Annotated in this window: 18 protein-coding genes; 14 read left to right on the forward strand and 4 right to left on the reverse strand. The window is 47.8% G+C overall.

Annotated elements, in window-relative coordinates; genetic code table 11:
• Window positions 1-9: 9 nt before the first annotated feature.
• The 4 genes from menB to CFT61_RS15385 all read right to left on the reverse strand — a co-directional run bounded on the left by menB (window position 10) and on the right by CFT61_RS15385 (window position 4,162).
• Window positions 10-831, reverse strand: a complete 822-nt coding sequence (gene menB / locus CFT61_RS15370; protein WP_089545278.1) for a 1,4-dihydroxy-2-naphthoyl-CoA synthase — start codon at window positions 829-831, stop codon at window positions 10-12.
• Window positions 828-2,588 carry a 2-succinyl-5-enolpyruvyl-6-hydroxy-3-cyclohexene-1-carboxylic-acid synthase gene (gene menD, locus CFT61_RS15375; protein ID WP_089545279.1) on the reverse strand — a complete coding sequence of 587 codons (1,761 nt, stop codon included), beginning with the start codon at window positions 2,586-2,588 and terminating at the stop codon, window positions 828-830. Before menD ends, menB begins: the two co-directional genes overlap by 4 nt.
• Before the next feature lie 71 nt (window positions 2,589-2,659).
• A complete protein-coding gene (locus CFT61_RS15380) occupies window positions 2,660-3,706 on the reverse strand; it encodes an isochorismate synthase (protein WP_089545280.1) in 1,047 nt (348 codons plus the stop codon).
• 3 nt (window positions 3,707-3,709) lie between these two features.
• Window positions 3,710-4,162: a PaaI family thioesterase gene (locus CFT61_RS15385; protein ID WP_089545281.1), complete on the reverse strand. Its 453-nt coding sequence runs from the start codon at window positions 4,160-4,162 to the stop codon at window positions 3,710-3,712.
• Between the two features lie 210 nt (window positions 4,163-4,372).
• Between CFT61_RS15385 and CFT61_RS15390 the strand changes: the two genes are divergently transcribed.
• The 14 genes from CFT61_RS15390 (at window position 4,373) to CFT61_RS15455 (ending at window position 26,133) form a co-directional block, all read left to right on the forward strand.
• Window positions 4,373-6,655 (forward strand): alpha-N-acetylglucosaminidase, encoded by a 2,283-nt coding sequence (locus CFT61_RS15390; RefSeq protein ID WP_089545282.1) that lies wholly within the window; start codon window positions 4,373-4,375, stop codon window positions 6,653-6,655.
• Window positions 6,656-6,679: 24 nt separating this feature from the next.
• Entirely contained in the window at window positions 6,680-7,804 is a 1,125-nt protein-coding gene (locus CFT61_RS15395; protein WP_089545283.1) for an acyltransferase family protein, read from the forward strand.
• A gap of 130 nt (window positions 7,805-7,934) precedes the next feature.
• Window positions 7,935-9,665, forward strand: a complete 1,731-nt coding sequence (gene lysS / locus CFT61_RS15400; protein WP_089545284.1) for a lysine--tRNA ligase — start codon at window positions 7,935-7,937, stop codon at window positions 9,663-9,665.
• A 108-nt stretch (window positions 9,666-9,773) separates the two neighbouring features.
• Window positions 9,774-10,772, forward strand: a complete 999-nt coding sequence (locus CFT61_RS15405) for an NAD(P)H-dependent glycerol-3-phosphate dehydrogenase (protein WP_089545285.1) — start codon at window positions 9,774-9,776, stop codon at window positions 10,770-10,772.
• 43 nt (window positions 10,773-10,815) lie between these two features.
• Window positions 10,816-12,174, forward strand: a complete 1,359-nt coding sequence (locus CFT61_RS15410) for a glucose-6-phosphate isomerase (protein ID WP_089545286.1) — start codon at window positions 10,816-10,818, stop codon at window positions 12,172-12,174.
• Between the two features lie 3 nt (window positions 12,175-12,177).
• A complete protein-coding gene (locus CFT61_RS15415; RefSeq protein WP_089545287.1) occupies window positions 12,178-12,948 on the forward strand; it encodes an HAD family hydrolase in 771 nt (256 codons plus the stop codon).
• Window positions 12,945-14,327 carry an alpha-L-fucosidase gene (locus CFT61_RS15420; protein WP_089545288.1) on the forward strand — a complete coding sequence of 461 codons (1,383 nt, stop codon included), beginning with the start codon at window positions 12,945-12,947 and terminating at the stop codon, window positions 14,325-14,327. The genes CFT61_RS15415 and CFT61_RS15420 overlap by 4 nt, the downstream gene beginning before the upstream one ends.
• Before the next feature lie 127 nt (window positions 14,328-14,454).
• Window positions 14,455-16,227: an L-fucose isomerase gene (gene fucI / locus CFT61_RS15425; protein WP_089545289.1), complete on the forward strand. Its 1,773-nt coding sequence runs from the start codon at window positions 14,455-14,457 to the stop codon at window positions 16,225-16,227.
• A 49-nt stretch (window positions 16,228-16,276) separates the two neighbouring features.
• Window positions 16,277-16,912, forward strand: a complete 636-nt coding sequence (locus CFT61_RS15430) for a class II aldolase/adducin family protein (protein ID WP_089545290.1) — start codon at window positions 16,277-16,279, stop codon at window positions 16,910-16,912.
• Between the two features lie 115 nt (window positions 16,913-17,027).
• Window positions 17,028-18,419 (forward strand): rhamnulokinase, encoded by a 1,392-nt coding sequence (locus CFT61_RS15435; protein WP_089545291.1) that lies wholly within the window; start codon window positions 17,028-17,030, stop codon window positions 18,417-18,419.
• Between the two features lie 53 nt (window positions 18,420-18,472).
• Window positions 18,473-19,801: an L-fucose:H+ symporter permease gene (gene fucP / locus CFT61_RS15440; RefSeq protein ID WP_089545292.1), complete on the forward strand. Its 1,329-nt coding sequence runs from the start codon at window positions 18,473-18,475 to the stop codon at window positions 19,799-19,801.
• A gap of 253 nt (window positions 19,802-20,054) precedes the next feature.
• Window positions 20,055-23,441 (forward strand): SusC/RagA family TonB-linked outer membrane protein, encoded by a 3,387-nt coding sequence (locus CFT61_RS15445; protein WP_089545293.1) that lies wholly within the window; start codon window positions 20,055-20,057, stop codon window positions 23,439-23,441.
• A 20-nt stretch (window positions 23,442-23,461) separates the two neighbouring features.
• Window positions 23,462-25,411 (forward strand): SusD/RagB family nutrient-binding outer membrane lipoprotein, encoded by a 1,950-nt coding sequence (locus tag CFT61_RS15450; RefSeq protein WP_089545294.1) that lies wholly within the window; start codon window positions 23,462-23,464, stop codon window positions 25,409-25,411.
• Window positions 25,412-25,482: 71 nt separating this feature from the next.
• Complete coding sequence (locus CFT61_RS15455) at window positions 25,483-26,133, forward strand: hypothetical protein (RefSeq protein ID WP_142990659.1); 651 nt, start codon at window positions 25,483-25,485, stop codon at window positions 26,131-26,133.
• Window positions 26,134-26,306 lie beyond the last annotated feature (173 nt).

Below are 26,306 nucleotides of genomic sequence, written 5' to 3' on the forward strand. Positions count from 1 at the left end.
TCTTTTTTATTATGGGAACTGAGGATAATCCTCGAAGCGAGGCTTGCGCTTCTCCAGGAATGCCTTGCCACCTTCCTGTGCCTCATCCATGGTATAATAGAGCATGGTGGCATCGCCAGCCAACTCCTGGATACCAGCCTGACCATCCAACTCGGCATTCAATCCAGCCTTGATCATACGGAGAGCCAAAGGAGAACGCTCCATCATGATTTCAGCCCACTCTACACAGGTATCCTCCAACTGATCGAGAGGAACCACCTTGTTTACCATTCCCATCTCCTCTGCCTCTTTTGCAGAATACTGCTTGCAGAGGAACCAGATTTCACGAGCCTTCTTCTGACCTACCATTCGTGCCAGATAAGAAGAACCGAAACCGGCATCAAAGCTTCCCACCTTAGGACCGGTCTGTCCGAAGATGGCATTCTCAGATGCGATGGTCAGGTCGCACATCACATGGAGCACATGACCGCCACCGATGGCATAACCATTCACCATGGCGATAACAGGCTTAGGCAAGCGGCGAATCTGCATCTGCACATCGAGCACGTTGAGACGAGGCACACCATCGTTGCCTACATATCCACCCCTGCCCTTCACATGCATATCACCACCGGCACAGAAAGCCTTGTCGCCAGCACCCGTCAGGATAACCACACGGATATCCAGACAGTCACGACAGTAGTTGAAAGCCTGCGCCATCTCCCAGGTGGTCAATGGAGTGAAGGCATTGCGATAACGCTCACGATTGATTGTAATCTTAGCAATGTGATTATACTCCTCGAAGATGATTTCCTTGAAATCAAAACCTTCTATCTTTTTCCATTCTCTCATATTTGAAAACTATTATAATATTTTTCTATTACCTGATTATCAGTTTCTATATCCGTTAGAACCTCCAGAAGCATCGGTCTGTCAGACTCGGTATGGATGAGCCAATCGAGCCCCTCATGCAACGACTTCATATCATCAGCATTCTGATAAGCCACATTCTGTGCCAGACAAATGTGATAAGCCGAGGTGCAATGCGCTGCCATCACTAGTTTCTCGCGCGCAGCACTCTCCTTCAATCCCTTGAACTTGGCAAAGATAGCTCCACCACCATTATTCAGCAACAAGATGCGAAGACTGCCATTGAGATTCTGATTCCAGAGAGCATTCTGATCGTAGAAGAAACTCAGGTCGCCCAATACGCAGAATACCTTCTGCTGGCTCTTGGCATCCGGATGATGATACTCCGAAAGATAGATAGACAAGCCAGCTGCCGTAGATAGCGATCCCTCGATACCATTCACACCCCGATTGCAATGCACATACTGGCGGGCATAGATGCAAGCCAGACGAATAGCCATGCTATTGCCATAAAAAAGACGGCACTCACGAGTATCATCCAGTGAATGAGCCAGATATTCCGCCTGGAAAGCCTTCACAGCTGCCATACTGCTGAAGGACGGTTCATAATCGAAAGCATGACGTTTAGCCGCCCACAGTGCTTTCTCCCAACGTTCCTTATACGCATCCACTTCATCCCGATAAACCTGATCATAAGAAGTCATGGCATCTGCCAACTGTGTGGTATCACATGGGAAGATGCGGTCAATACGCATAAAGGTATCGATGTAATCACCATCGGTGCTTGCCCGCCATACCTTCGCCCCCTTCTTTACGGCAAGGCGAAGAAACTTTTTCAGACGCTTGCTCACCAAAGTGCCTCCTACATAGAGAATAAAATCGGGCATATAATCCTCGTCATACCCCATCTTATTCAGCACTTCATCGAAATTAGTAACCAGGAGGCCGCTGGAGAATTCCCGGCATGCAGGATCTTCACTTGATGTGCCCAGAGCCGTCGGTTCGATAAGCGTGACTGCCCATGAATCTATCTGCTTGATGCCGTAAAGCTGACTGCATGGGTAATCCTGCCCTACCACAATCATCGGTTTCCTGGCATTCAGGAAATCAAGCATATCACCGTAATGGAAACTGCCGCCAAAGAGATTGGTCTTCACGTAATCCACCCAATGAGTTTTCGGAAGCTTATCTACCGTAAACTGATAAAGCGGTTCAGAAAGCTGGATATTGATGTGTACCGGACCTATCTTGCGATGCACACAGTCGATAACCGCTTCGTGCACCAACCGTTCGCAATACCATGCCTGCTCCTCATTGGATATAATCGGAAGATTCACACTCCTGTTGACCATCGTCCCAAAGACATTGGCTTGTGGCAGGGTCTGTCCATCCTGCTGTCCGATCCAAGCTTCAGGTCTATCAGCCGAAATCACGATGATAGGCAGTTTCTGATAAAAAGCCTCGCAGACTGCCGGATAGAGATTGAGCAATGCAGAACCGGAAGTAACGCATACCGCTACCGGATCGGGACATGGTGACGGATTACCCAAGGCAATGCCCATAGCCACAAATCCTGCACTGCGTTCATCGGTGACAGGATAGCAGGTAATGCCTTCCATCTCATTAAAATTATGTACGATGGGCGCATTACGACTTCCTGGACAAACCACCACTCTTCTCACACCATGAGATGCGAGAACACCCGTCAGGATATTGACATTATCGATATTACTAAACACGAGAACTTACTTATAATTAAGATTTTATAATTAATCAAAGAAAAACACGTCTGATGAATTGACCCTCTCAGCTAAAGCAATACCCGTCTGATGGTCTGCATCTTAGCTTCAGTCTCTTTCCATTCCTTTTCCATCTCGCTCTCCTTGAGCAATCCGCCACCAGCATAGAGTTCACAGGCTCCATCCGGCAGGATGTTCATGCAGCGAAGGGAAACGAAGAGATGGGTCTTACCATGCGGAGAGACAGGTCCCACAAAACCACTATAGTATTTGCGGGGCTGGTGCTCATGCTGCAGGATAAACCGGCGGGCTTCCTCCTTCGGGATACCACAGACTGCAGGCGTAGGATAGAGTGCATCTATCACATCTCCCAACCTACCTTCATCCCGCAGACGGAAACTGATATCCGTACGGAGATGATAGAGATTTGCCGCCATCGTGGTATAAGGTCCCTTGAGCTGATAATCGTCAGCAAAAGCCTTGATGCAATCTTCGATATAATCCGTGACATACTGTTGCTCCTCCTGATTCTTATGCGACCATTCCACACCCTCCACCGGATAATCGGCAACAGTGCGGGACGGTTCCGCCTTCTGGGTACCCGCCAGCGACATCGTACTCATATTTCCCTGTTCTCCCTTGAGCAGAATCTCAGGAGTAGCCATCAGCCACATTCCCGACTGCGGGGTATAAACCAGGGAGACGAAGAGACGGGGATACATCCGGCATGCCTTCATGAAGAGACTTTCGAAATCCTTATCAGCAGTTCGCACAGTTGCCTTTCTTGCCAACACAATCTTTCTGAAAGTACCTTTCTCCAATTCCTGATGAAAGCATTCAAAATCTTCGGCATAGGCATCACGATCAGAAGCGTTTTCTGCCTGAGTAGAATCAGATGTTGAAATCACTTTTGCGTCAGAGATGGGCAAAAGTTTGCTTTCATCCGGATGAATGAGCAGCACAGGACAATCGCCGGACGGCGAGAAAGGAGCTATCACAAAGCCCTCCTTGCCATTCAGTTCCGCCACAGAGGAGAGCACTTCCGGCTCACCCTCATGCTGCACGGCATAATGAGCATGATGCAGATAAGGCAAACGATAATATGCAAATGCTGTCATACCTTATTCTTCTGTCTTTTTAGATTCTTCTTTCTTTGAGTCTTTCTTTTTTGGAGTAAACACATAGTTGGTTACCTGCACGGTACAGATCAACTCACCGGCTGTATTCTTGATGGCTACCTCCCAAGTGTGCAAGGTTCTGCCCTTGTGTACCAGTTTGGCGTATGCCGTAACCGTATCACCTTCACTCACAGCCTGTACATGAGTACCACTCACATTGATGCCCACAGCAATCTGTCCCGGGCACAAAGCCAGGGAGCCAATGCCTGCTACATTCTCGGCAAGAGCCAGAGAGGCACCTCCACTCAAGAATCCGAAAGGTTGGCGGTTACGCTCATCCACTTTCATCGTAGCCCGAAGCGTATCAGGCTCAGGAGTTGAGATAAAATGCATGCCGAGGGTTTTAGAAAGTCCATCGGTCTTACTTATTCTTTTAATTACTTCATCTATGTTCATCCTTATCAAAATTTAAAGTTGGTTGTTTAGGGGGATAAGAGCAAATGGATGTCCAGCTCACTCCTCACCTCATTTTCCTGCAAAAGTAATGCAAATTAAAGACAAAACAAAATAAATAAGTCTTTTTTAATCTTTTAAGCACTTTTTGCTTGGCATTATCGGCTTTTTCCACTATCTTTGCAGCATATTGAAACAACAACAAACAATTTTATGAAAAAATTACTTCTAGGACTATTATGCACCGTTACTCTGGGAGCATACGCTAATCCGGCAGACGATCTTCTGAATCGAATCGACAAGGGGGCTGCTGCCAAGTTCAAGACCATTCTTGTAAAATCAGACAAGGATTTCTTCGAGATAGACCAGGCAGGAAATGGCAAGAACACCACTGCGCCTGAACCTGCCGGCAAAAACAATCCTATCATCATCCGAGGCAACTCTTGGGTCAATATTGCCGTGGGCATCAACTGGTATCTGAAACACCATGCCGGCATCCACATCACCTGGAACAATATGAACCAAAAATTACCAAACGTTCTTCCTGCCGTGAAACAGAAAGAGCGCCATGAAACCGACCTCAAGCTTCGTTACGACTTCAACTACTGCACCTTTTCTTATACGATGGCTTTCTGGGATTGGAATCGATGGCAGAAAGAAATAGACTGGATGGCATTGCATGGCATCAATATGCCACTGGCTGCCGTGGGCACGGAATGCGTATGGCGCAATATGCTCCTGAAACTCGGTTATTCTGAGGAAGAAGTGGGCAAGTTCATCGCCGGACCAGCCTTTCTTGCCTGGTGGGAGATGAACAACCTGGAAGGTTGGGGTGGTCCGTTGCCGCAAAACTGGTACAAGCAGCAGGAAACCCTGCAGAAGAAGATTCTTGCCAGAATGAAGGAGATGGGCATGAAACCAGTCTTACCGGGCTATTGCGGAATGGTGCCTCACGATGCCAAAAAGAGACTGGGACTGAACGTGACGGATGCCGGCAAGTGGAACGGTTACCAGCGTCCTGCCAACCTCTCTCCTACCGACAGCAGATTTACAGAAATCGCCGACCTATATTATAAGGAACTGACCAAGCTCTACGGAAAATCTGATTTCTACTCGATGGATCCTTTCCATGAGAGTGGAGATGATGCTGCCGTGGATTATGCCAAGGCTGGACAGGCGCTGATGAGTGCGATGAAGCGTGCCAACCCAAAGGCGGTCTGGGTGGTACAGGGATGGAACGAGAACCCTCGCCCTCAGATGATTGAAGACTTAAAGGTTGGCGACATCCTGGTACTCGACCTCTTTTCAGAATGCCGTCCGATGTTTGGTGGTCCTAGCATTCTGAAGCGGGATGGCGGTTACGGCAAGCACCAGTGGCTCTTCTGTATGCTTGAGAACTTCGGAGGCAATGTGGGTCTGCATGGAAGAATGGACCAGCTGCTGAACAACTTCTATCTGGCAACAGGAAAAAAGGGAGAAAGCAATCATAATAGTGAAACGCTTAAGGGTTGGGGCTTCACGATGGAAGGTTCGGAAAACAACCCGGTGATGTTTGAGCTGATGAGCGAACTGCCTTGGCGTGCCGAGAAGACTACCAAGGAAGACTGGCTCAAGGAATACTGCTATGCCCGCTACGGGGTGCACGATGCAACCATCGAGAAGGCATGGGCGCTCCTGGCACAGAGTATCTACAACTGTCCGGTGGGCAACAACCAGCAGGGTACTCACGAGAGCATCTTCTGCGGTCGTCCTTCGCTCAACAACTTCCAGGTTTCCAGCTGGTCGAAGATGCGCAACTATTACGACCCGGAGGATACCCGACAGGCAGCCATCCTCTTTGCCAGTGTTGCAGACAAATACCGTGGCAACAACAACTATGAGTACGACCTGGTAGATATCTGCCGCCAGGCTCTCGCCGACCAGGGACGCAAACAGTACTGGAAGACCATCGCCGACTATCAATCATTCTCCCGAAAGGAGTTTGACAAGGATGCCGACAGTTTCCTGAAGATGATTCTGCTGCAGGACAAGCTGCTCGCCACCCGTCCGGAATTCCGTCTGGGACACTGGATAGAAGAAGCACGCAACCTGGGTAAGACCGCAGCAGAGAAAGACCTCTATGAATGGAATGCCCGCGTACAGATTACCACCTGGGGCAACCGTATCTGTGCCGATGATGGCGGCTTGCGAGATTATGGACATAAGGAATGGCAAGGATTGCTGAAGGACTTCTACTACAAGCGCTGGAGTACCTATATGAAAGCCCTCGCCGACCAGATGGCGGCTTGCACGAACATCGATTACGAGGCTTTGGGCAGTGGTAAGAATGCCGGCAAGACATCCGCAGAACTCTTCCAACTGGCATTGCCTAGTGCTCCGAAAATCGACTGGTATGCGCTGGAGGAGCCTTGGACCCTGCAGAAGAACCCATACTCATCGAAGCCAGAGGGAAATCCTGCAGACATAGCCAAAGAAGTCATTCATTTCATCAAGTAATTCATGATATCCATCAGATAATATATGAACAGATTAAAATCACTCGACGTGATGCGAGGACTCACCGTAGCCCTTATGATATTAGTAAACAATGGCGGGGAGCATAACTACAGTTTCCTGGAGCATAGCAAGTGGAATGGACTCACCCCATGCGATCTGGTCTTTCCCTTCTTCCTCTTCATGATGGGAATGTCCACCTTTCTATCCCTGAAGAAGACTGAGTTCAAGCCTTCTGCCGCCATCTACAGAAAGATTGCCAAGCGAACCGTCCTGCTCTTTCTCATCGGTCTGGGCATCAACTGGTTTGACATGATATGCAACGGAGGTGGGCTAGACTTTGCCCACCTCAGAATCTGGGCTGTCCTGCAGCGCATCGCCCTCTGCTACGGAGTAGTGGCTATGCTTGCCATCACCCTGAACCACCGTTACTTCATCCATACCATCATCGGACTGATTGTCATCTATATGGGAATCCTGGTATTTGGCAACGGTTATGCATACGATGCCTCCATCAACATTCTGGCACAGGTAGATAGAAGCATCTTCGGCATCGACCATCTCTATCATAGAAGTCCGGTAGATCCTGAAGGACTACTGAGCACGATTCCAGCCATCGCCCATACGATGATAGGATTCCTCTGCTGCAAATACATCTCCATTGCGGGACAGACTGTAGAATCCAAGATCAAGGTATTGAAGGTGGCAGGTCTTGTGATGGTAGCCCTGGGATTCGGACTCTCCCTGATAGGTTTCGGAATCAACAAGCGCATCTGGAGTCCCAGCTACGTATTCGTAACCTGCGGATTCGCATCCTGGATATTGGGCATCCTGGTACAGTTTATCGACGGCAGAGGTGCTGCTACCGATTCTGTTGCGACAGGCGACAGCCAGAAGAAGCCACGGAAAGACAACATCCTGACCCGGGGATTGCTCGCCTTTGGCATGAACCCACTCTTTCTCTATGTGATGAGCGAGGCGCTCGCCATCCTCTTCGGCAGCTTCGGCATCAAGGCAGATATCTTTGCCGGCATTCACAGCCTCATCACCGATGATTATGTGGCATCGCTCACCTACGCCCTCTTCTTTGTAGCCATCCACGCCGTGATGGGAGTCTGGATGTATCACAAGAAAATCTTCATCAAACTATAGGCTCGTGCAATTTTTGCATAGATAAATCACCTTATTGTATTAAAAAGCATAAAAATAGGGTGCAAGTTCGGAAAATTATTTGTATTTTTGCACCAAAATAAGAAAATATAAAGATATATCTGAATATAATATGAACATTTTAGAGTTAAGCGAACAGGAGATCGTTCGCAGACAGAGTCTTCAGACATTGCGCGAGATGGGCATCGATCCATATCCAGCAGCAGAGTTTCCAACCAATGCATTCAGCACTGATATCAAGGCTGAGTTCAAGGACGAGGACGAGCCACGCCAGGTAGTTATCGCTGGCCGTATGATGGGTCGCCGCGTAATGGGTAAAGCAAGCTTCGCTGAGTTGCAGGACTCAAAGGGAAGAATCCAGGTCTATATCGCCCGCGACGAGATTTGTCCAGACGAGAACAAGGACCTTTATAATACTGTATTCAAGAAGCTCCTCGACATCGGTGACTTCATCGGCGTAAAGGGTTTCGTTTTCCGTACACAGACTGGCGAGATTTCTGTTCACGCCAAGGAGTTGTGCCTGCTCTCCAAGAGCTTGAAGCCACTTCCAATCGTGAAGTACAAGGATGGTGTAGCTTACGACAAGTTCGACGATCCTGAGTTGCGTTACCGTCAGCGCTATGTTGACCTCATCGTAAACGATGGTGTGAAGGAAACCTTCCTGCAGCGTGCTACCGTACTCCGCACCCTGCGCAGTGTACTCGACAACGCTGGCTATACAGAGGTAGAGACTCCTACCCTGCAGAGCATTGCCGGTGGTGCTTCTGCCCGCCCATTCATCACCCACTTCAACGCACTCGACCAGGATATGTACATGCGTATCGCTACCGAGCTTTATCTGAAGCGCCTCATCGTAGGTGGTTTCGAGGGTGTCTATGAGATTGGCAAGAACTTCCGCAATGAGGGTATGGACCGTAACCACAACCCAGAGTTCACCTGTATGGAGCTTTATGTTCAGTATAAGGACTACAACTGGATGATGGCATTCACAGAGAAGTTGCTCGAGACTATCTGTATCGCTGTCAACGGCAAGCCAGAGCGTGAGATTGATGGCAACATCATCAGCTTCAAGGCTCCATATCGCCGTCTGCCTATCCTTGATGCCATCAAGGAGAAGACCGGTTTCGACTGCAACGGCAAGACAGAGGAAGAAATCCGCGCATTCTGCAAGGAGAAGGGCATGGATGTAGATGAGACCATGGGTAAGGGCAAGTTGATTGACGAGCTCTTCGGCGAGTTCTGCGAGGGAACCTTCCTCCAGCCAACCTTCATCACCGACTATCCTGTAGAGATGTCTCCATTGACCAAGATGCATCGTTCTAAGCCAGGCTTGACCGAGCGTTTCGAGTTGATGGTAAACGGTAAGGAGCTTGCCAATGCATACTCTGAGCTCAACGACCCAATCGACCAGGAAGAGCGTTTCATCGACCAGATGAAGCTTGCCGATAAGGGTGATGACGAGGCAATGATCATCGACCAGGACTTCCTCCGTGCCCTCCAGTATGGTATGCCTCCTACATCAGGTATCGGTATCGGTATCGACCGTCTGGTAATGCTGATGACCGGCAAGACCTTCATCCAGGAGGTATTGTTCTTCCCACAGATGAAGCCAGAGAAGAAGATGCCACAGAGCACCATCAAGGAATGGGAAGAGATTGGCGTGCCAGAGGATTGGGCATACGTGCTCCGCAAGGCAGGTTTCAACCTCATCTCTGATATCCGTGAAGAAAAGGCTCAGGGTCTCCAGCAGAAGATTGGAGAAATCAACAAGAAGTACAAGCTCGGCTACGAGAAGCCTTCTGTTGACGACATCCAGGGCTGGATTGACGCAGCAAACAAATAAAATCAAGTTTATTCCGTTTCAAGAATTAGAGAATTTCAGATCTTTTCTCCAATTCTCTAATTCTTGAAAAAACTTGAGAACATTTAACACTTAACATTATATAATAAGGTGTATAATTGCGGTAAAATAGCGATAATTGGCGGCGGTAGCTGGGCTACAGCAATAGCCAAGATTGTGGTGGGACATACTCATCACATAGGTTGGTATATGCGTCGCGATGACCGCATCGAGGACTTCAAGCGTATGGGCCACAACCCAGCCTATCTGATGTCAGCACGATTCAATGTGGATGAGATATTCTTCTCTTCCGACATTAACAAGATAGTGCAGAACTACGATACACTCGTATTCGTTACCCCATCGCCTTACCTGAAGAACCATCTCAAGAAACTCAAGACACGGATCAGCGACAAGTTCATCATCACAGCCATCAAGGGTATCGTGCCTGATGAGAACCTTGTCTGCTCGGAATATTTCCATCAGGTTTATGACGTACCATACGAGAACCTGGCATGTATTGGCGGTCCTTCTCATGCCGAGGAGGTTGCCTTGGAGCGATTGAGTTACCTCACCGTGGGTTGCAGCGACACAGACAAAGCGCATGCCTTCGCCAACGACTGTTTGGCAAGTGAGTATATCAAGACCAAAACTTCCAGCGACGTCATCGGTATCGAATACTCATCGGTACTGAAAAACGTGTATGCCATTGCAGCAGGTATCTGTGGTGGTTTGAAGTATGGTGACAACTTCCAGGCGGTACTCATGTCGAACGCCGTACAGGAGATGCATCGCTTCCTCACTGCCGTCCACCCTATCGACCGTTGTATGTACGATTCGGTATATCTGGGCGACCTGCTCGTAACGGGTTACAGCAACTTCTCCCGCAACCGCACCTTCGGAACCATGATAGGCAAGGGCTATAGCGTGAAAAGTGCGCAGATAGAGATGGAGATGATAGCCGAGGGATTTTTCGGCACGAAGTGTATGAAGGAAATCAATCGCCACATGCACGTCAACATGCCGATTCTCGATGCCGTATATAATATATTGTACGAACGTATCAGTCCGCAAATCGAAATCAAGCTCTTGACCGACTCGTTCAGATAAAGGAGAAACATTAACACATTCATTTAGATATTTAAAAGGAAAAATGAAAAGTATCAGCTTAAACATTACAAAGGCTGCATCATTCCTCGCAGAGGGTGCAGTAAAGGCTTACGAGCCTAAGGTAAAGGCCGCTCAGGAAGCTCTTGAGAACGGCACATGTGAAGGTAACGATTTCTTGGGATGGTTGCATTTGCCATCTTCTATCACTCCTGAGTTCCTCAATGAAATCCAGGCTGTTGCCAACACATTGCGCGAAAAGTGTGAGGTCGTTGTTGTGGCAGGTATCGGTGGTAGCTACCTCGGTGCACGCGCCGTTATCGAAGGTCTCGGCAACTCTTTCGCATGGCTCGTCAACGACAAGAAGAACCCTACTATCCTCTTCGCAGGTAACAACATCGGTGAGGATTACCTCTTCGAGTTGACTTCTTTCCTGAAGGACAAGAAGTTTGGTGTCATCAATATCTCTAAGTCTGGTACCACAACTGAGACAGCTCTCGCTTTCCGTCTTCTGAAGAAGCAGTGCGAGGATCAGCGCGGCAAGGAAGAGGCTAAGGATGTTATCGTTGCTGTAACCGATGCCAAGAAGGGTGCTGCACGTACTTGCGCTGACAAGGAGGGTTACAAGAGCTTCATCATCCCTGACAACGTGGGTGGCCGTTTCTCTGTTCTTACTCCAGTAGGTCTGCTGCCTATCGCAGTAGCTGGTTTCGATGTTAAGCAGCTCGTAGCTGGTGCTGCAGACATGGAAAAGGCTTGCGGCAAGGACGTTGCTTTCGAGGAGAATCCTGCTGCTATCTATGCAGCTACACGTCAGGCTCTCTATACACAGGCTGGCAAGAAGATTGAGATCGTCTGCAACTTCCAGCCTAAGCTTCACTACTTCGCTGAGTGGTGGAAGCAGCTCTATGGTGAGAGCGAGGGTAAGGACCAGAAAGGTATCTTCCCAGCAGCTTGCGACTTCACTACCGACCTTCACTCTATGGGCCAGTGGATTCAGCAGGGCGAGCGCTCTATCTTCGAGACTGTTATCAGCGTAGAGACTCCTAACGAGAAGTTGCTCTTCCCTCACGATGATGAGAACCTCGACGGTTTGAACTTCCTTGAGGGCAAGCGTGTTGACGAGGTGAACAAGATGGCTGAGCTCGGTACACGTCTGGCTCACGTTGACGGTGGTGTTCCTAACATCCTGGTTAACGTACCTGAGTTGAACGCTTACTACCTCGGTCAGTTGATCTACTTCTTCGAGAAGGCTTGCGGTATCAGCGGTCTCTTGGAAGAGGTGAACCCATTCAACCAGCCAGGTGTTGAGGCATACAAGAAGAATATGTTCGCATTGCTCAACAAGCCAGGTTATGAGGCAGAGAGCAAGGCTATCCAGGAGCGTCTGGCTAACGAGAAGTAATTGATGAAGGAAATTATTTCAAAATACTTAAAAGACCACGGCTTTGGGGAATTCAACCCTAAAGCCGTTCTTTTTGATATGGATGGTGTATTGTATAACAGTATGCCCAACCATGCCGTGGCTTGGCAGGAGTCGATGAAGCAGTTTGACATCCACATGACTGCCGCCGATGCCTATGCCACCGAGGGAGCCCGAGGTATCGACACCATCCAGATGATGGTGAAGAAGCAGAAGGGTATCGACATCACGCTGGATGAAGCACAGAAGATGTATGATGTAAAGACCGACATCTTCCACTCCATGCCTACCGCCGAGATTTTCCCAGGTGTGAAGGAAATCATGCAGAAAATCAAGGAAGCCGGTATGCAGGTAGGAGTCGTAACGGGCAGCGGTCAGCGCCCACTCATCCAGAGACTTCTCAATGACTTCGGCAAATATCTCGATGAAGAGCATATCGTAACTGCTTATGATGTGAAGCGAGGCAAGCCAAATCCAGATCCTTATCTGATGGGATTGCAGAAAGCTGGCAACCTGCAGCCTTGGGAAGGCATTGTGGTAGAGAATGCTCCTTTGGGCGTTCGTGCCGGTGTAGCAGCCAGCATCTTCACCGTAGCCATCAACTCCGGTCCTTTGCCAGATACAGAATTATCTGATAAAGGCAGCAACCTGCTCTATCATCAGATGACAGAGTTCTGCGATGACTTTGGAAACTTGATTGATGCAGCAAAAGAAACAGGCAATAATGCCGTTCAATTTAACTATCAAGGTATATGAAACATTTCAAATTAATGATGCTCGGCCTTGCCTTATCTGCAGGATTCACTACCCAGATACAGGCACAGGAAGCACAGAGCTTCGTTCACCAACAGTCAAACACAGAAGATTACGTCTGGCCAACAGATCCACAAGTATTAACCAAACTCAAGCATTGGCAGGACCAGAAGTTCGGTGTATTGATGCACTGGGGACTCTATAGCGTACCTGGCATCGTAGAATCCTGGTCAATTTGTTCGGAAGACTGGATTGTACGTGAGCGCAAACCAACCTACGAGGAGGACAAGGCATGGTACTGGAGCCAGAAAGATTCCCTCAACCCAGTGAACTTCGACCCTAGCAAATGGGCTGACGTGATGAAAAAGGCAGGTATGAAGTATATGATCTTCACCACCAAGCACCACGATGGCTTCTGCATGTTTGATACCAAATATACCGACTTCTCCATCGCCCATGGACCTTTCGGCAAGGATCCACGCCACAACATCGCCAAGGAGGTATTCAATGCCTACCGCAACAAGGGATTCATGATTGGCTGTTATTTCTCCAAACCAGACTGGCACTGCAAATGGTTCTGGAACCCTTATTATGCAACCCCTAACCGCCGCATCAACTACAAGAAGCAGCAGCATCCAGACTGGTGGCAGAACTACCGCAAGTTTACCCAGAACCAGCTCAACGAGCTGACCACTGATTATGGCAACATCGATATCCTGTGGCTCGATGGCGGATGGATTACCGGCGATGAAATCGGTCTTGATACCATTCTTGTAGATGCCCGCAAGCGTAATCCGGGTATGATCAGTGTAGATAGAACCATTCGTGGAAAGAATGAGAACTACCAGACTCCAGAGCAGGGTATCCCAGCCAAGCAGCTCGATATTCCTTGGGAAAGCTGCATCACCCTGAGCCATGCCTGGGGATGGACACCAAACGCTAAGTTCAAGTCACCTAACAAGGTGATTGGTATTCTCTCAGAAATTGTGGCAAAGGGCGGATGTCTCGCACTCGGCGTTGGTCCGAAGGCAGACGGAACCCTGCAACCGGAAGTTGTGAAAAACCTCCTGCAGATAGGAAACTGGCTCAACAAGAACGGTCAGGCTATTTACTCTACCGTCAATGCTGCTCACTATAATGATGGCAAGGTATGGTTTACCGCCGACAAGAATGGCAAGACCCTCTACGCCATCTATGCACTGGAAGATGGAGAGAAGACTCCTAAGACCATTACCTGGACAGAAAACAAGCCTAAGGGTAAGCTGATTCTGCTGCAGAACGGCAAGTCTGTCAAGTACACCGTCAAGGGCAATCAGGTAACCGTTACCCTTCCATCCGGACTCAAGAATGAACCTCTGGCATTCAAGTTTAATTCTAAATAAAGAAAAACAAATATAAAAAAAGCATAAAGGTAGTGATAAGATTCATTTTTTATCACTACCTTTGTGCTTACATATAATATAATGTATATAAAATATAGTAACTATAAAAACTTAAAGAACAAGAATTATGAGTAACTATCCTAAAATCGGTATCCGTCCTACTATCGACGGACGTCAGGGAGGTGTACGAGAAAGCCTCGAGGAAAAAACCATGAATTTGGCTAAGTCTGTAGCCAAACTGATTTCAGAGAACTTACGTAATGGCGATGGCTCTCCTGTAGAGTGTGTCATCGCTGACAGTACCATCGGTCGTGTAGCAGAAAGTGCAGCTTGCGCTGAGAAGTTTGAGCGCGAGGGTGTTGGCTCTACCATCACCGTTACTTCCTGCTGGTGCTATGGTGCAGAAACTATGGATATGAATCCACACTGGCCAAAGGCTGTTTGGGGATTCAACGGTACAGAGCGTCCAGGTGCTGTTTATCTGGCTGCTGTTCTCGCAGCTCATGCCCAGAAGGGATTGCCAGCTTTCGGTATCTATGGTCATGATGTACAGGACTTGGAGGATGACTCTATCCCTGCTGACGTAGCAGAGAAGATTCTGCGCTTTGCCAGAGCAGCTCAGGCAGTAGCTACCATGCGCGGCAAGTCTTATCTCTCTATGGGTAGTGCCTGCATGGGTATCGCTGGTTCCATCGTTGACCCTAACTTCTTCCAGGAGTACCTCGGTATGCGCAACGAGAGTGTTGACCTTACTGAGATTATCCGCCGCATGACTGAGGGTATCTACGACCCTGTGGAGTACGAGAAGGCTATGGCATGGACCCGCGAGCACTGTATGTGCAATGAGGGTGAGGACATCGCCAACAATGAAAAGGCAAAGACACGTGAGCAGAAGGATGCTGACTGGGAGTTTATCGTGAAGATGACTATCATCATGCGCGACTTGATGCACGGTAACCCAAGATTGAAAGAATTAGGTTTCAAGGAGGAAGCATTGGGCCACAATGCCATCGCCGGTGGTTTCCAGGGACAGCGTCAGTGGACAGACTTCTACCCTAACGGCGACTATCCTGAGGCTCTCCTCAATACTTCATTCGACTGGAACGGTATCCGTGAGGCTATCATTCTCGCTACAGAGAATGATGCAGGCAACGGCGTAGCTATGCTGTTCAACCACCTGTTGACAGGTCGTGCTCAGATCTTCAGCGACGTTCGTACCTACTGGAGTCCAGAGGCTGTGAAGCGTGTTACCGGTAAGGAACTTACAGGTCAGGCAGCTGGTGGTATCATCCACTTGATTAACTCTGGTGCTACCACACTCGACGGTACTGGTCAGGCTACAGATGCAGAGGGCAACCCAATCATGAAGCAGCCTTGGGAGATGACCGAGGAGGATGTAGATAAGTGCTTGAAGGCAACTACCTGGTATCCAGCTAACCGTGACTACTTCCGTGGCGGCGGTTTCTCTTCCAACTTCCTCAGCAAGGGCGGTATGCCTGTAACCATGGTTCGTCTGAACCACGTAAAGGGTCTTGGTCCTGTGCTCCAGTTGGCAGAAGGTTGGACTGTAGAGATTGATCCTGAGATTCACAAGGTTCTCGACAAGCGTACAGACCCAACATGGCCTACTACCTGGTTCGCTCCACGTCTCTGCGACAAGGCTCCATTCAAGGATGTATATTCAGTGATGAACAACTGGGGCGCAAACCATGGTGCTATCAGCTACGGTCATATCGGTGCCGACCTCATCACCCTCTGCTCTATCCTCCGCATCCCAGTATGCATGCACAACGTAGAAGACGACAAGATCTTCCGTCCTGCATCTTGGAACGCATTCGGTATGGACAAGGAAGGTGCAGACTTCCGTGCTTGCAAGAACTACGGTCCTATATATAAATAAGGTGTAACACCATCAGTACGAATATCATTCAAAAAGAAAGAAAAAGAAAATGATTACAGAAGAGCATATTCAGAAATTCCTGGAGCAGGCTCACCGCGTAGGCGATGCAGCCCTCACCATTTGCAGTAGTGGCAACCTCTCTTGGCGCATCGGCGACGAGGCTCTTGTCTCAGGTACAGGTTCATGGGTTCCTAGCCTCCAGAAGGAGAAAGTATCTCAGTGCCTGATAGCAACGGGCGAAGTTCTCAATGGTGTCAAGCCTTCTATGGAGAGCGGATTCCACCTCGGTGTACTCCGTGAGCGTCCTGACTGCGACGTGGTTCTCCACTTCCAGTCTCCTTTTGCAACAGCTGTGGCTTGCATGCAGGAAACTCCCAAGGACTTCAATGTAACCGCAGAGGTACCATGCCACGTAGGCAAGGAAATCCCTGTAATTCCTTACTATCGTCCTGGTTCTCCAGAATTGGCAGCAGCTGTCATCGCAGCCCTGAAGGATCACAACTCAGCTCTCTTGCTGAAGCACGGACAGGTAGTTTGCGGCAAGAATTTCGATGAGGTGTTCGAACGTGCCATGTTCTTTGAGATGGCTTGCAGAATCATCGTTCAGAGTGGCGGCAAATACACCACACTGACACCGGAAGAAATCGACGATCTCGAGGTTTACGTATTAGGTAAGAAACAATAAACCTCTATCCTCTATATGAGAGAAGCGGTAGGAGAGAAAGCTGCCCGCTACGGGCACTCTCCTACCGCTTTTTATACGAAACAACTTTTATCTACCCAAACATTTTTAAATAACTATGATTTATCTAGCTATAGATTTCGGTGGAGGCAGCGGACGAGTGATTGCCGGAAAACTAGAAAACGGCAAGCTCGAAATGGAGCTCATCCATCGTTTCCCTAACCGACAGGTAAGATTAGGCAACCACGTCTATTGGGATTTCCTCGCCCTTTTCGAGGATATGAAGACGGGACTGAAGATGGCAGGAGCCAAGGGACTCAAGGTGGATGGCATCGCCATCGATACCTGGGGAGTGGATTTCGGACTCATCGACCAGGACGGCAACCTTCTGGGCAACCCGGTATGCTATCGCGATGCCCGCACCAAGGGAATGCCGGAAGAAGTTTTCAAGCAGATTGAACCATCGGCACATTATGCCATCAACGGCACGCAGGTGATGGAAATCAATACCCTCTTCCAGTTATACAGTCTGAAGAAAGCCAACAGTCCACAGTTGGAGAAGGCAGCTCATCTGCTTTTCACCCCAGACCTCTTCAGCTACTATCTCACTGGCGAAGCCAACAATGAATATACCATCGCATCCACATCAGAACTGCTGAATGCCAGCACCAAGGACTGGGACAGGGAAACCATCGACCAGCTGGGCCTTCCACGCCACATCTTCGGCAAGATTGTGATGCCGGGCACCGTAAGAGGAAAGCTGCGCCGCGACATCGCAGAGGAAACCGGACTCGGAGAAGTAGATGTCATCGCTGTAGGTTCTCATGATACAGCCAGTGCGGTAGCAGCCGTACCAGCCACAGAAGATGAATACCCGATGGCATTCATCAGTTCGGGAACCTGGTCGCTTCTGGGTGTTGAGATAGAAAAGCCAATCCTTACCGAGGAAGCCCGAAAGGCAGAGTTTACCAACGAGGGCGGCATCGGCGGCCGCATCACCTTCCTGCAGAACATCACAGGTCTCTGGATCATGCAGAGACTGATGGCAGAATGGAAGGAGAATGGCGAGGAACAGCAGTTCGACATCATCCTTCCTCTGGCAGAAGAAGCTCACATCAATGCCATCATCCCTGTGGATGACGCTGCGTTCCAGAATCCGGCATCCATGCAGCAGGCTATCATCGACTACTGCGCCACCCACCAGTTGCAGGTTCCTCAGACCAAGGCAGAAATCGTGCGCTGCGTACTCCAGTCGCTGGCAGCCAAGTATGCCGAGGCTACCGCTCACCTCAACGAGATGTTACCACAGCCAATCAAGTGCATGCACATCATCGGCGGCGGTTCACAGAACAAGTTACTCAACCGTCTCACCTCCGAAGCATTGGGCGTTCCAGTCATTGCGGGTCCTATAGAGGCTACGGGTATGGGCAACATCCTGACCCAGGCACTTGCCAAGGGAGAAATCAAGGATATCGACGAGCTGAGAGCCGTGGTAAGACAAAGCATCTGATCCATCCGAATATTTACCTACAAACATAAACGCAGACAATATTAACCTGAAATATGGAACAAAAAAAGAAAGAATCAATCCTGATGAAAGACGGGGTGAGCTACCTCGTACCTTTCATATTAATCACATCGTGCTTTGCACTGTGGGGATTTGCCAATGATATCACCAATCCGATGGTGAAGGCATTCTCCAAAATCTTCCGAATGTCATCTACGGATGGTGCACTGGTACAGGTAGCCTTCTACGGCGGTTACTTCGCCATGGCTTTCCCTGCCGCCATCTTCATCCGCCGCTTCTCATACAAGGCAGGCGTACTGCTGGGATTAGGACTCTATGCCTTCGGTGCATTCCTCTTCTATCCGGCAAAGATGATGGGCGAATATTATCCATTCCTCCTCGCCTACTTCATCCTGACCTGCGGACTCTCCTTCCTGGAGACATCGAGCAACCCTTACATTCTGTCGATGGGAACGGAGGAGACAGCAACACGCCGACTCAACCTGGCGCAATCGTTCAACCCGATGGGTTCGCTGCTCGGTATGTATGTGGCGATGAACTTTATACAGGCAAAACTCAACCCGCTTGATACGACTGGGCGCGCCAATCTCTCGGATAGCGAGTTCGAGGCAATCAAGGAATATGACCTTTCGGTATTGATCAATCCATACCTGATTATCGGTCTGGTCATCCTCACCATCTTCTTCGTCATCCTGTTTACCAAGATGCCGAAGAACAGCGAGAAAGACAACAAGATCAACTTCGTGCCTACCCTTCGCCGCATCTTCCGCATGCCGCACTATCGTGAAGGCGTATTCACCCAGTTCTTCTATGTGGGCGCACAGATTATGTGCTGGACCTTCATCATCCAGTATGGTACCCGCATCCTGATGCAGGAAGGGATGGCAGAGATTGATGCCGAGGTCACCTCGCAGAAGTTCAACATCGTAGCGATGGTACTGTTCTGCTGTTCACGCTTCATCTGCACCTTCATCCTCCGCTTCTTCAACGCAGGACAGCTGTTGATGATATTGGCGATAGCAGGTGGCTGCTTCACAGTGGGTGTCATTGCACTCCACAACATCTGGGGTCTCTACTGCCTGGTAGCAGTAAGTGCCTGCATGTCATTGATGTTCCCTACCATCTATGGTATAGCCCTGAGGGGTCTTGGCGACGATGCCAAGTTTGGTGCAGCCGGTCTCATCATGGCAATCCTGGGCGGTAGTGTCCTGCCACCTTTGCAGGCATCCATCATCGATATGCATACCGTATTCGGAATGCCATCTACCAATGCATCGTTCATTCTTCCATTCATCTGTTTCGTGGTGATTGCCATCTATGGATATCGCACAAAGTTGCGCAGCATTGGCAAACTTTTTGGTTAAATCAAGTAAGCAGTGGCCGTTTGTTGTCGGTCACAGCTTATTTTTGGTTAAATAGTCTTAAAACTAAAGATTATTCACAACTTTTTCTATATCAATTAATACTTTTTACGTATTTTTGCAAAACATTTTTAAATGAACTTACCAACCTAGATAATAAATAAAAGAAAATCAGATTGTAAGTGAGTATAATTAAACATCTCAAGCAAGAACAATTAAATATAAATAGTTATTCATTACATTAAAAGTTTGTATTATGGCAAAAACTAACAAAACAATGAATCTGGCATTCGCCTTGATGGTTGGTTCTGCTGGTGCTGCTTACGCAGGTATTCCTGCCGTGAACAGCGTACAGAACGTACAGCAAGACGAGACATGTACAGGTATCGTCAAGGATGCTACTGGCGAAACAGTCATTGGTGCTTCTGTTCTCGTGAAGGGAACGACTACAGGTACTGTTACCGACTTGGATGGAAACTTTGAACTCAAAGGCGTCAAGAAGGGTACGGTACTCCGTATCTCTTACGTTGGATATGAGACCCAAGAAGTTGTCTTTAACGGCAAGCCACTCAATGTAACCTTGAAAGACGATGCGAAAAGCCTCAACGAGGTTGTAGTAACCGCTTTGGGTATGAAGCGCGAAACAAAGGCGCTTGGTTATGCAGTTACTGAATTGAAAGGAGAAAATCTTGATAAGAACTTGGTAAACCCTGTATCAGCTTTGCAGGGTAAGGTTGCCGGTGTGGATATCTCGGGTTCTGATGGTGGACTCTTCGGTTCTGCCAAGATCCTGATTCGTGGTGCTTCTACCTTGAGCTCCAACAACCAGCCTATCTATGTTGTTGATGGTGTTATCCTTGACAACGGCGTTAAGAATGGTGATGCAGACTGGAGCCAGAACGATACTGACTGGGGTAATGAATTGAAGAACTTGAACCCAGACGATTTCGAGAGTGTATCAGTTTTGAAGGGTGCTGCCGCTACAGCTCTTTATGGTTCCCGCGGTTTGAATGGTGCGGTCGTTATCACTACTAAGAGTGGTAAGGGCAAGAAGGGTCTCGGCATTAACTTCTCTCAGACATTCGGTATCGATCACGTATATGGTGGTCCAGACTTCCAGAATGTTCGTGGTGATGGTTATATGTCAGGATATGCAAACTTTAAGTCTTCTGGCAATATGCAGGATACCGACTCTTTCTACCTGAACGCAGACGGCAAGCGCTCTGTAGCATTTCCAGATGGAGGTGGCGGTGTGTCTTGGGGTCCTAAATTCGATGGACAGCCTATCGAGTTCTACGACTATTCAACAGTGAACTATTCACCATATAAGAACAACTTTACAGATGCATACGATGATGCCTTCAACACCAATACCAATATTGCCGTATCTGGTGCCAACGACAAGACTTCTTTCTATACATCTATGTCATACAAGTATGCCAATGGTACTACACCAAACAACTCATTCTCCCGTTTGTCTTTGATGGCTAAGGCATCTCACAAGATTACAAACAAGGTAGAACTTGAGGCAGGCATCACTTTTGCCAACTCTAATCCTAAGCAGGGTGGCATGACTAACTTCGGTGAGTGCTTCATTGATGGTACATTCAGCCGTATGTATGATACCCGCTATTGGAGATCACGCTATAAGGGTGTTCATGGAGGCTTGGCAAGCACAGCATATAATGACGAATATGGTAATGCACCTGGACGTAGTGTATGGTGGAGCATCTATGAGAATGAATATTCTCAGAAAGAAACTTCTGTACGCCCTAACGTGAAGGTTACTGCCGACTTGACAAATTGGTTGAAGTTCTCTGCCGAAGGTAACTACAACTACTACTACAAGCGCAGCGAAAGCAAGGAGCTGGGTTCTGGTTACGCTAACGAAGGTGGTGCTTACGGACTTGGACAATATACCAAGGAGCAGACTAACCTGAATGCAAACTTCTCATGGAACAAGGCTGTGAGCGACTTCAACATCAGCGGTTTCATACGTGGAGAGTACTACCACAACTTCCAGCAGGAGAGCAGCATGAAAACCAAGGGCGGCTTGATTGTTCCTGGACAGTATTTCATCGGAAACTCTAAGGAGACTCCTGAAGCTTCTGCCACCATCTCTGGCGAAAAGACCATCATGTCTATTGCAGGTCAGTTGGCATTGAGTTGGAAGGATCAGGTATATCTGGATGTAACAGGCCGTAACGACTGGTCTTCATCTCTGGTATATACAGATAAGCATGGTAACTTCTCTTACTTCTATCCATCAGTTTCCGGATCATGGTTGATTCACGAGACATTCCGTGGCAAGTTGCCATCTTGGATTTCATTTGCCAAGATCCGTGCATCATGGGCTCAGGTAGGTAATGACACAGATGCTTACAGAATCAACTCTGCATACACCATCTATGGTATTGACAAGACTTATGGTTTGCAGGTACCAGAGACTTTATACGATTCTAACTTGAAGCCAGAGCGTAAGAACTCATGGGAAGTTGGTATCGACTGGCGTTTCCTGAACAACCGCATTGGTATTGATGCTACTTATTATCGTGAGAACACCAAGAACCAGATTATGTCTATCTCGGTTCCTAGCATCTCAGGTTTGAGCAACCAGGTAGTTAACGCTGGTAACATTCAGAACCAGGGTGTGGAGCTTGCATTGAATACAACACCTATCCAGACCAAGGATTGGGAGTGGGATTTGAACTTCACTTACACCAAGAACAAGTCTAAGATTGTTTCTTTGCACGAGAACGTAGCTAACTACATCAGCCTGGTAGGTATGCCTTCATACGGTAACTTCCGTATTGGTTCTGTTGCCAAGGTGGGTGGTGAGTATGGTTTGCTGATGTCAGACGCAACTCCTAACTATGATGAGAAGACCGGTCTTCCTATCCTGGAGACAGCTTCTTACAACGGACGCCATGCCGTTTACTACTCACGCTCAGGCGTAGAGAAAGAGGTAGGTAGCATCCAGCCAGACTTCCTGGGTTCTGTCAATACAACCTTGAAGTACAAGAACTGGTCTTTGAGTGCTTCTCTTGATATGCGCTTCGGTGGTATGGTTGCCATCTATGGTTCTCACTATGGTACCGCTTACGGTTACTTAAAGTCTTCACTGAATGGAACAGATGCTGCACATGGTGGTATCACCTATAAGTCTATCTGGGATGGCAAGCAGTATGATGACGGTATCATTCCTGAAGCAATCATGCCAGGCGGTGTAACGATCAATACTCCTACAGGTAATTATACCATTGCTGAAGGTGGTGAGCTGTATGCCGACTTGGTTAAGAGAGGAATTGTTGATCCACAGCACGCTTCTTCATGGAACTATTGGAACAATTCATGGGGTCGTGCAGCTGTATGGAAGAACAATGACTGGTTCCATGAGCTGAACTACATCGCATTGCGTGAGGTTTCCCTGAGCTATCGTATGCCTCAGAGCATCGCCAACAAGATTGGTGCTTCTAACCTCAGCTTCGTTTTGACTGGTCGTAACTTGGGTTACTTGTTGAATTCATTACCAAACAACTTCAACCCAGAGTCTATGCGTGGTACACAGTCTGGTCAGTTCATGATCCGTTCTGTCAGCCCATACACAGCAAGCTATACATTTACAATCAGCGCAACATTCTAATTTTATAAAAATTGAAGATTATGAAATCAAATAAGTTAATAATGGCGGCACTCGCAGTTGGTCTGACTTTCACCGCTACCAGCTGCCGAGATGATTTCGCTGAAACAAATACCAATCCATCTGCCGTAACAAAGGGAGAAATCTCTTATTTGTTTGCAGAGGCTGTGAATAAATTCGATCCACAACCATATCTGGAGTACTTCTACAATGCTCCAATGAAATACCAGTGGGCAGGAATGGGTATGTCTGCCAGCGGAGCTGGTGAAGGCATTTTGACCTTAACATTGGATGGTGACCAGTCTTGGCAGTATCAAAACGTACTGCGTGTTCTCCGCGCTATGGAGAACCTGTACGATTCATTTGATGAATCTCAGAAGAAGAAACAACTTGGTTACGTGAAGGGTGCTCAAGTCATGAGCATTTATCTGGGTCTTTTCGGAACCGACCTGTATGGTGCTATTCCTTACAAGGAAGCATGTAAAGCAGCCTACGGCGGTACTCTTACCCCAGAATATGACAGCGTAGAAAGCCTGTATGATCTCTGGCTTACACAATTGGATGAGTGCATCGCAGCTTTCACATCTGACGATGTAAGTATCAAGTCTGAGCAAGATGTAGTTTGCGGTGGTGACAAGGCAAAGTGGGCAAAATTTGCCAATTCACTGAAGCTTAAAATTGCAGTTCGCCTTTTGGCACAGAATCCAACCAAGGCTAAGCAGATTGCTGCTGCTGTAGAAAGTGCTTCTTGTGGCTATATGAACACCAATAGTGATGATATCCTTTTCAAAAAGGGTGTTAACAAGTTGACTGGTGATGACGGCTATATCAACGACCGCATCTATCACTGGAACGAAGGCTTCACTGGCTGTGTAGGTTCTCAGTCGGTCATCAACTTCATGGTTGATAACAAGGACCCACGTGTACGTTTCTTCTACACCAAGAATCAATGGAACTCAAAGATTATCCAGGGCTACTATGATGCAGGGTTGGAGATTCCAGACTTTATTGAAAAGAACGTAGAATTCACCACTGGTGCAGACGGCAAGAAGAAGTTTGTCAAGTGGAAGGGTATGGGTGAGCCATGGGTACGCTACTATGGTTTGACCGAGGACTGGAACGCACAGCTCGATGCGACAGGTAAATACAAATGGTATTTCCCTTCACAGTATGCTAACGCAGACAAGGAGTTGTACCTCCACAACAAGGAAGGCAAGAATCCACAGGGCTATACTGTGTACTCTACTCTTAACAATATGATGATCATTGGTCGTCGTTATTCTTCTGCATCTCAGGTTGAGGCTGCAACATTGCCAGACGATACCTATACATTCACCACAAAGGATCGCCCTTGGTATGGTTTGTATATGAGTGCAGCAGAAACCAACTTGTACTTGGCTGAGTTTGCTATGCTCAACAATGACGAGGCAAAGGCAAAGAAGTATTACGACAATGCTCTTGCTCTCTCTTGCAACACCTACAATACATTGGCTAAGGACAACCAGGTAGCTTACTACAGCACCGTTACAGGCTGCTTCGGTTACGACAGAGAGAACGAGAAGCCTATCGACTTGCAGGATGGTGAGATTAACAATATGATGCAAAGCGACAAATATGCCTTCACAGGTACAGCTGCAGAAAAATTGGAGAAGATCTACATTCAGGAGATGCTGAACTTCACTCTCTATCCAAATGAGGTTTTCGTAACAGCACGTCGTTCTGGTTATCCAAGTTATAACTCAACAATTCTGCCACGTAAGAGCTATTCTGAGGTTCCTGCCAACAAGATTCCTCGTCGCTTCCCTACTGGTAATATCAGCCAGACTGATATCATGAAGGGTATCAAGACAGAGGCTTACAAGGCACAGGGCTTGACCATCACTACTTCAGGTCTCTACAATGAGGTTCTTGCAACAGAACGTCTGTGGCAAGACCAGGGTGCTCCAGCATGGGGTGCAGGAAGTGCAAAGTAATATTTAAATACATAGGGTATGGGAACACATCAGTGTTCCCATACTTTGTTTTTATCTAATTCTGAAATCAAATGAAAACAAGATTTTCCTTATTGTTCTTTTCGTTCTTGAGTCTTGCAAGCTATGCGCAAAACAAGACGGTGCTTCTTTATCCTGAGTATCAGAAGGGAACAATCTATATGAACGGGAATCAGGAAGTAAGAGTTCCGCTGAATTATGATGCAGGCAAGCACTGCGTGATGTATCAGCAAAACGGAGAGAATATGATTCTGATGAATGCCCAGTCGGTAGATAGCATGAAGATTGCCCAAGATCTCTTTTGCAGAATCAAGAACAAATTCTATCAGGTAATCAGTTATCCTAAGGGAAAGCTTCTGATTGACTGGGATCTTGACAAAGTGAATGTGGGTTATAAAGGAGCCTATGGAACAGTATCGCAAGCCCGTTCGCAGTCTGTCAATCTCTCCCTTATGGAAGGACAAGAGTATTCTGCCAATAAACCAGATACCCAACAGGATGTTTACAAAACCAGAAACAACAACAAATATCTTCTGCTGAAGAATGACAAGCTGAGTCATTTCAGCAACAAGAAGTCTTTGCTCAAACTGTTTCCAAACAATCAGAAAGAAATAGAAGAAATCATCAGAAAACACAATACTGACTTCGTGAAAGCCGAAGACATCATTGCCCTTACTGCTGATATTCTCCCATTGCTTCCATAAAACTCCCCCCTCCTCCATTTCCTAGGTACAACAGAGAAATTCAGCACAAAAATTGCGAAACACTCTTCACCCTTCACCATTCCACTATAACCTTCTGATATACAGAAGCTTTAATAGGGTGAAGAGTCAGTTTGACTCTTCACCACTCTTCACCCCTCTTCACCTTATTAATG

The organism is Segatella copri (genome assembly GCF_002224675.1).
In the GTDB taxonomy this organism is placed as follows: Bacteria; Bacteroidota; Bacteroidia; order Bacteroidales; family Bacteroidaceae; genus Prevotella; species Prevotella copri_U.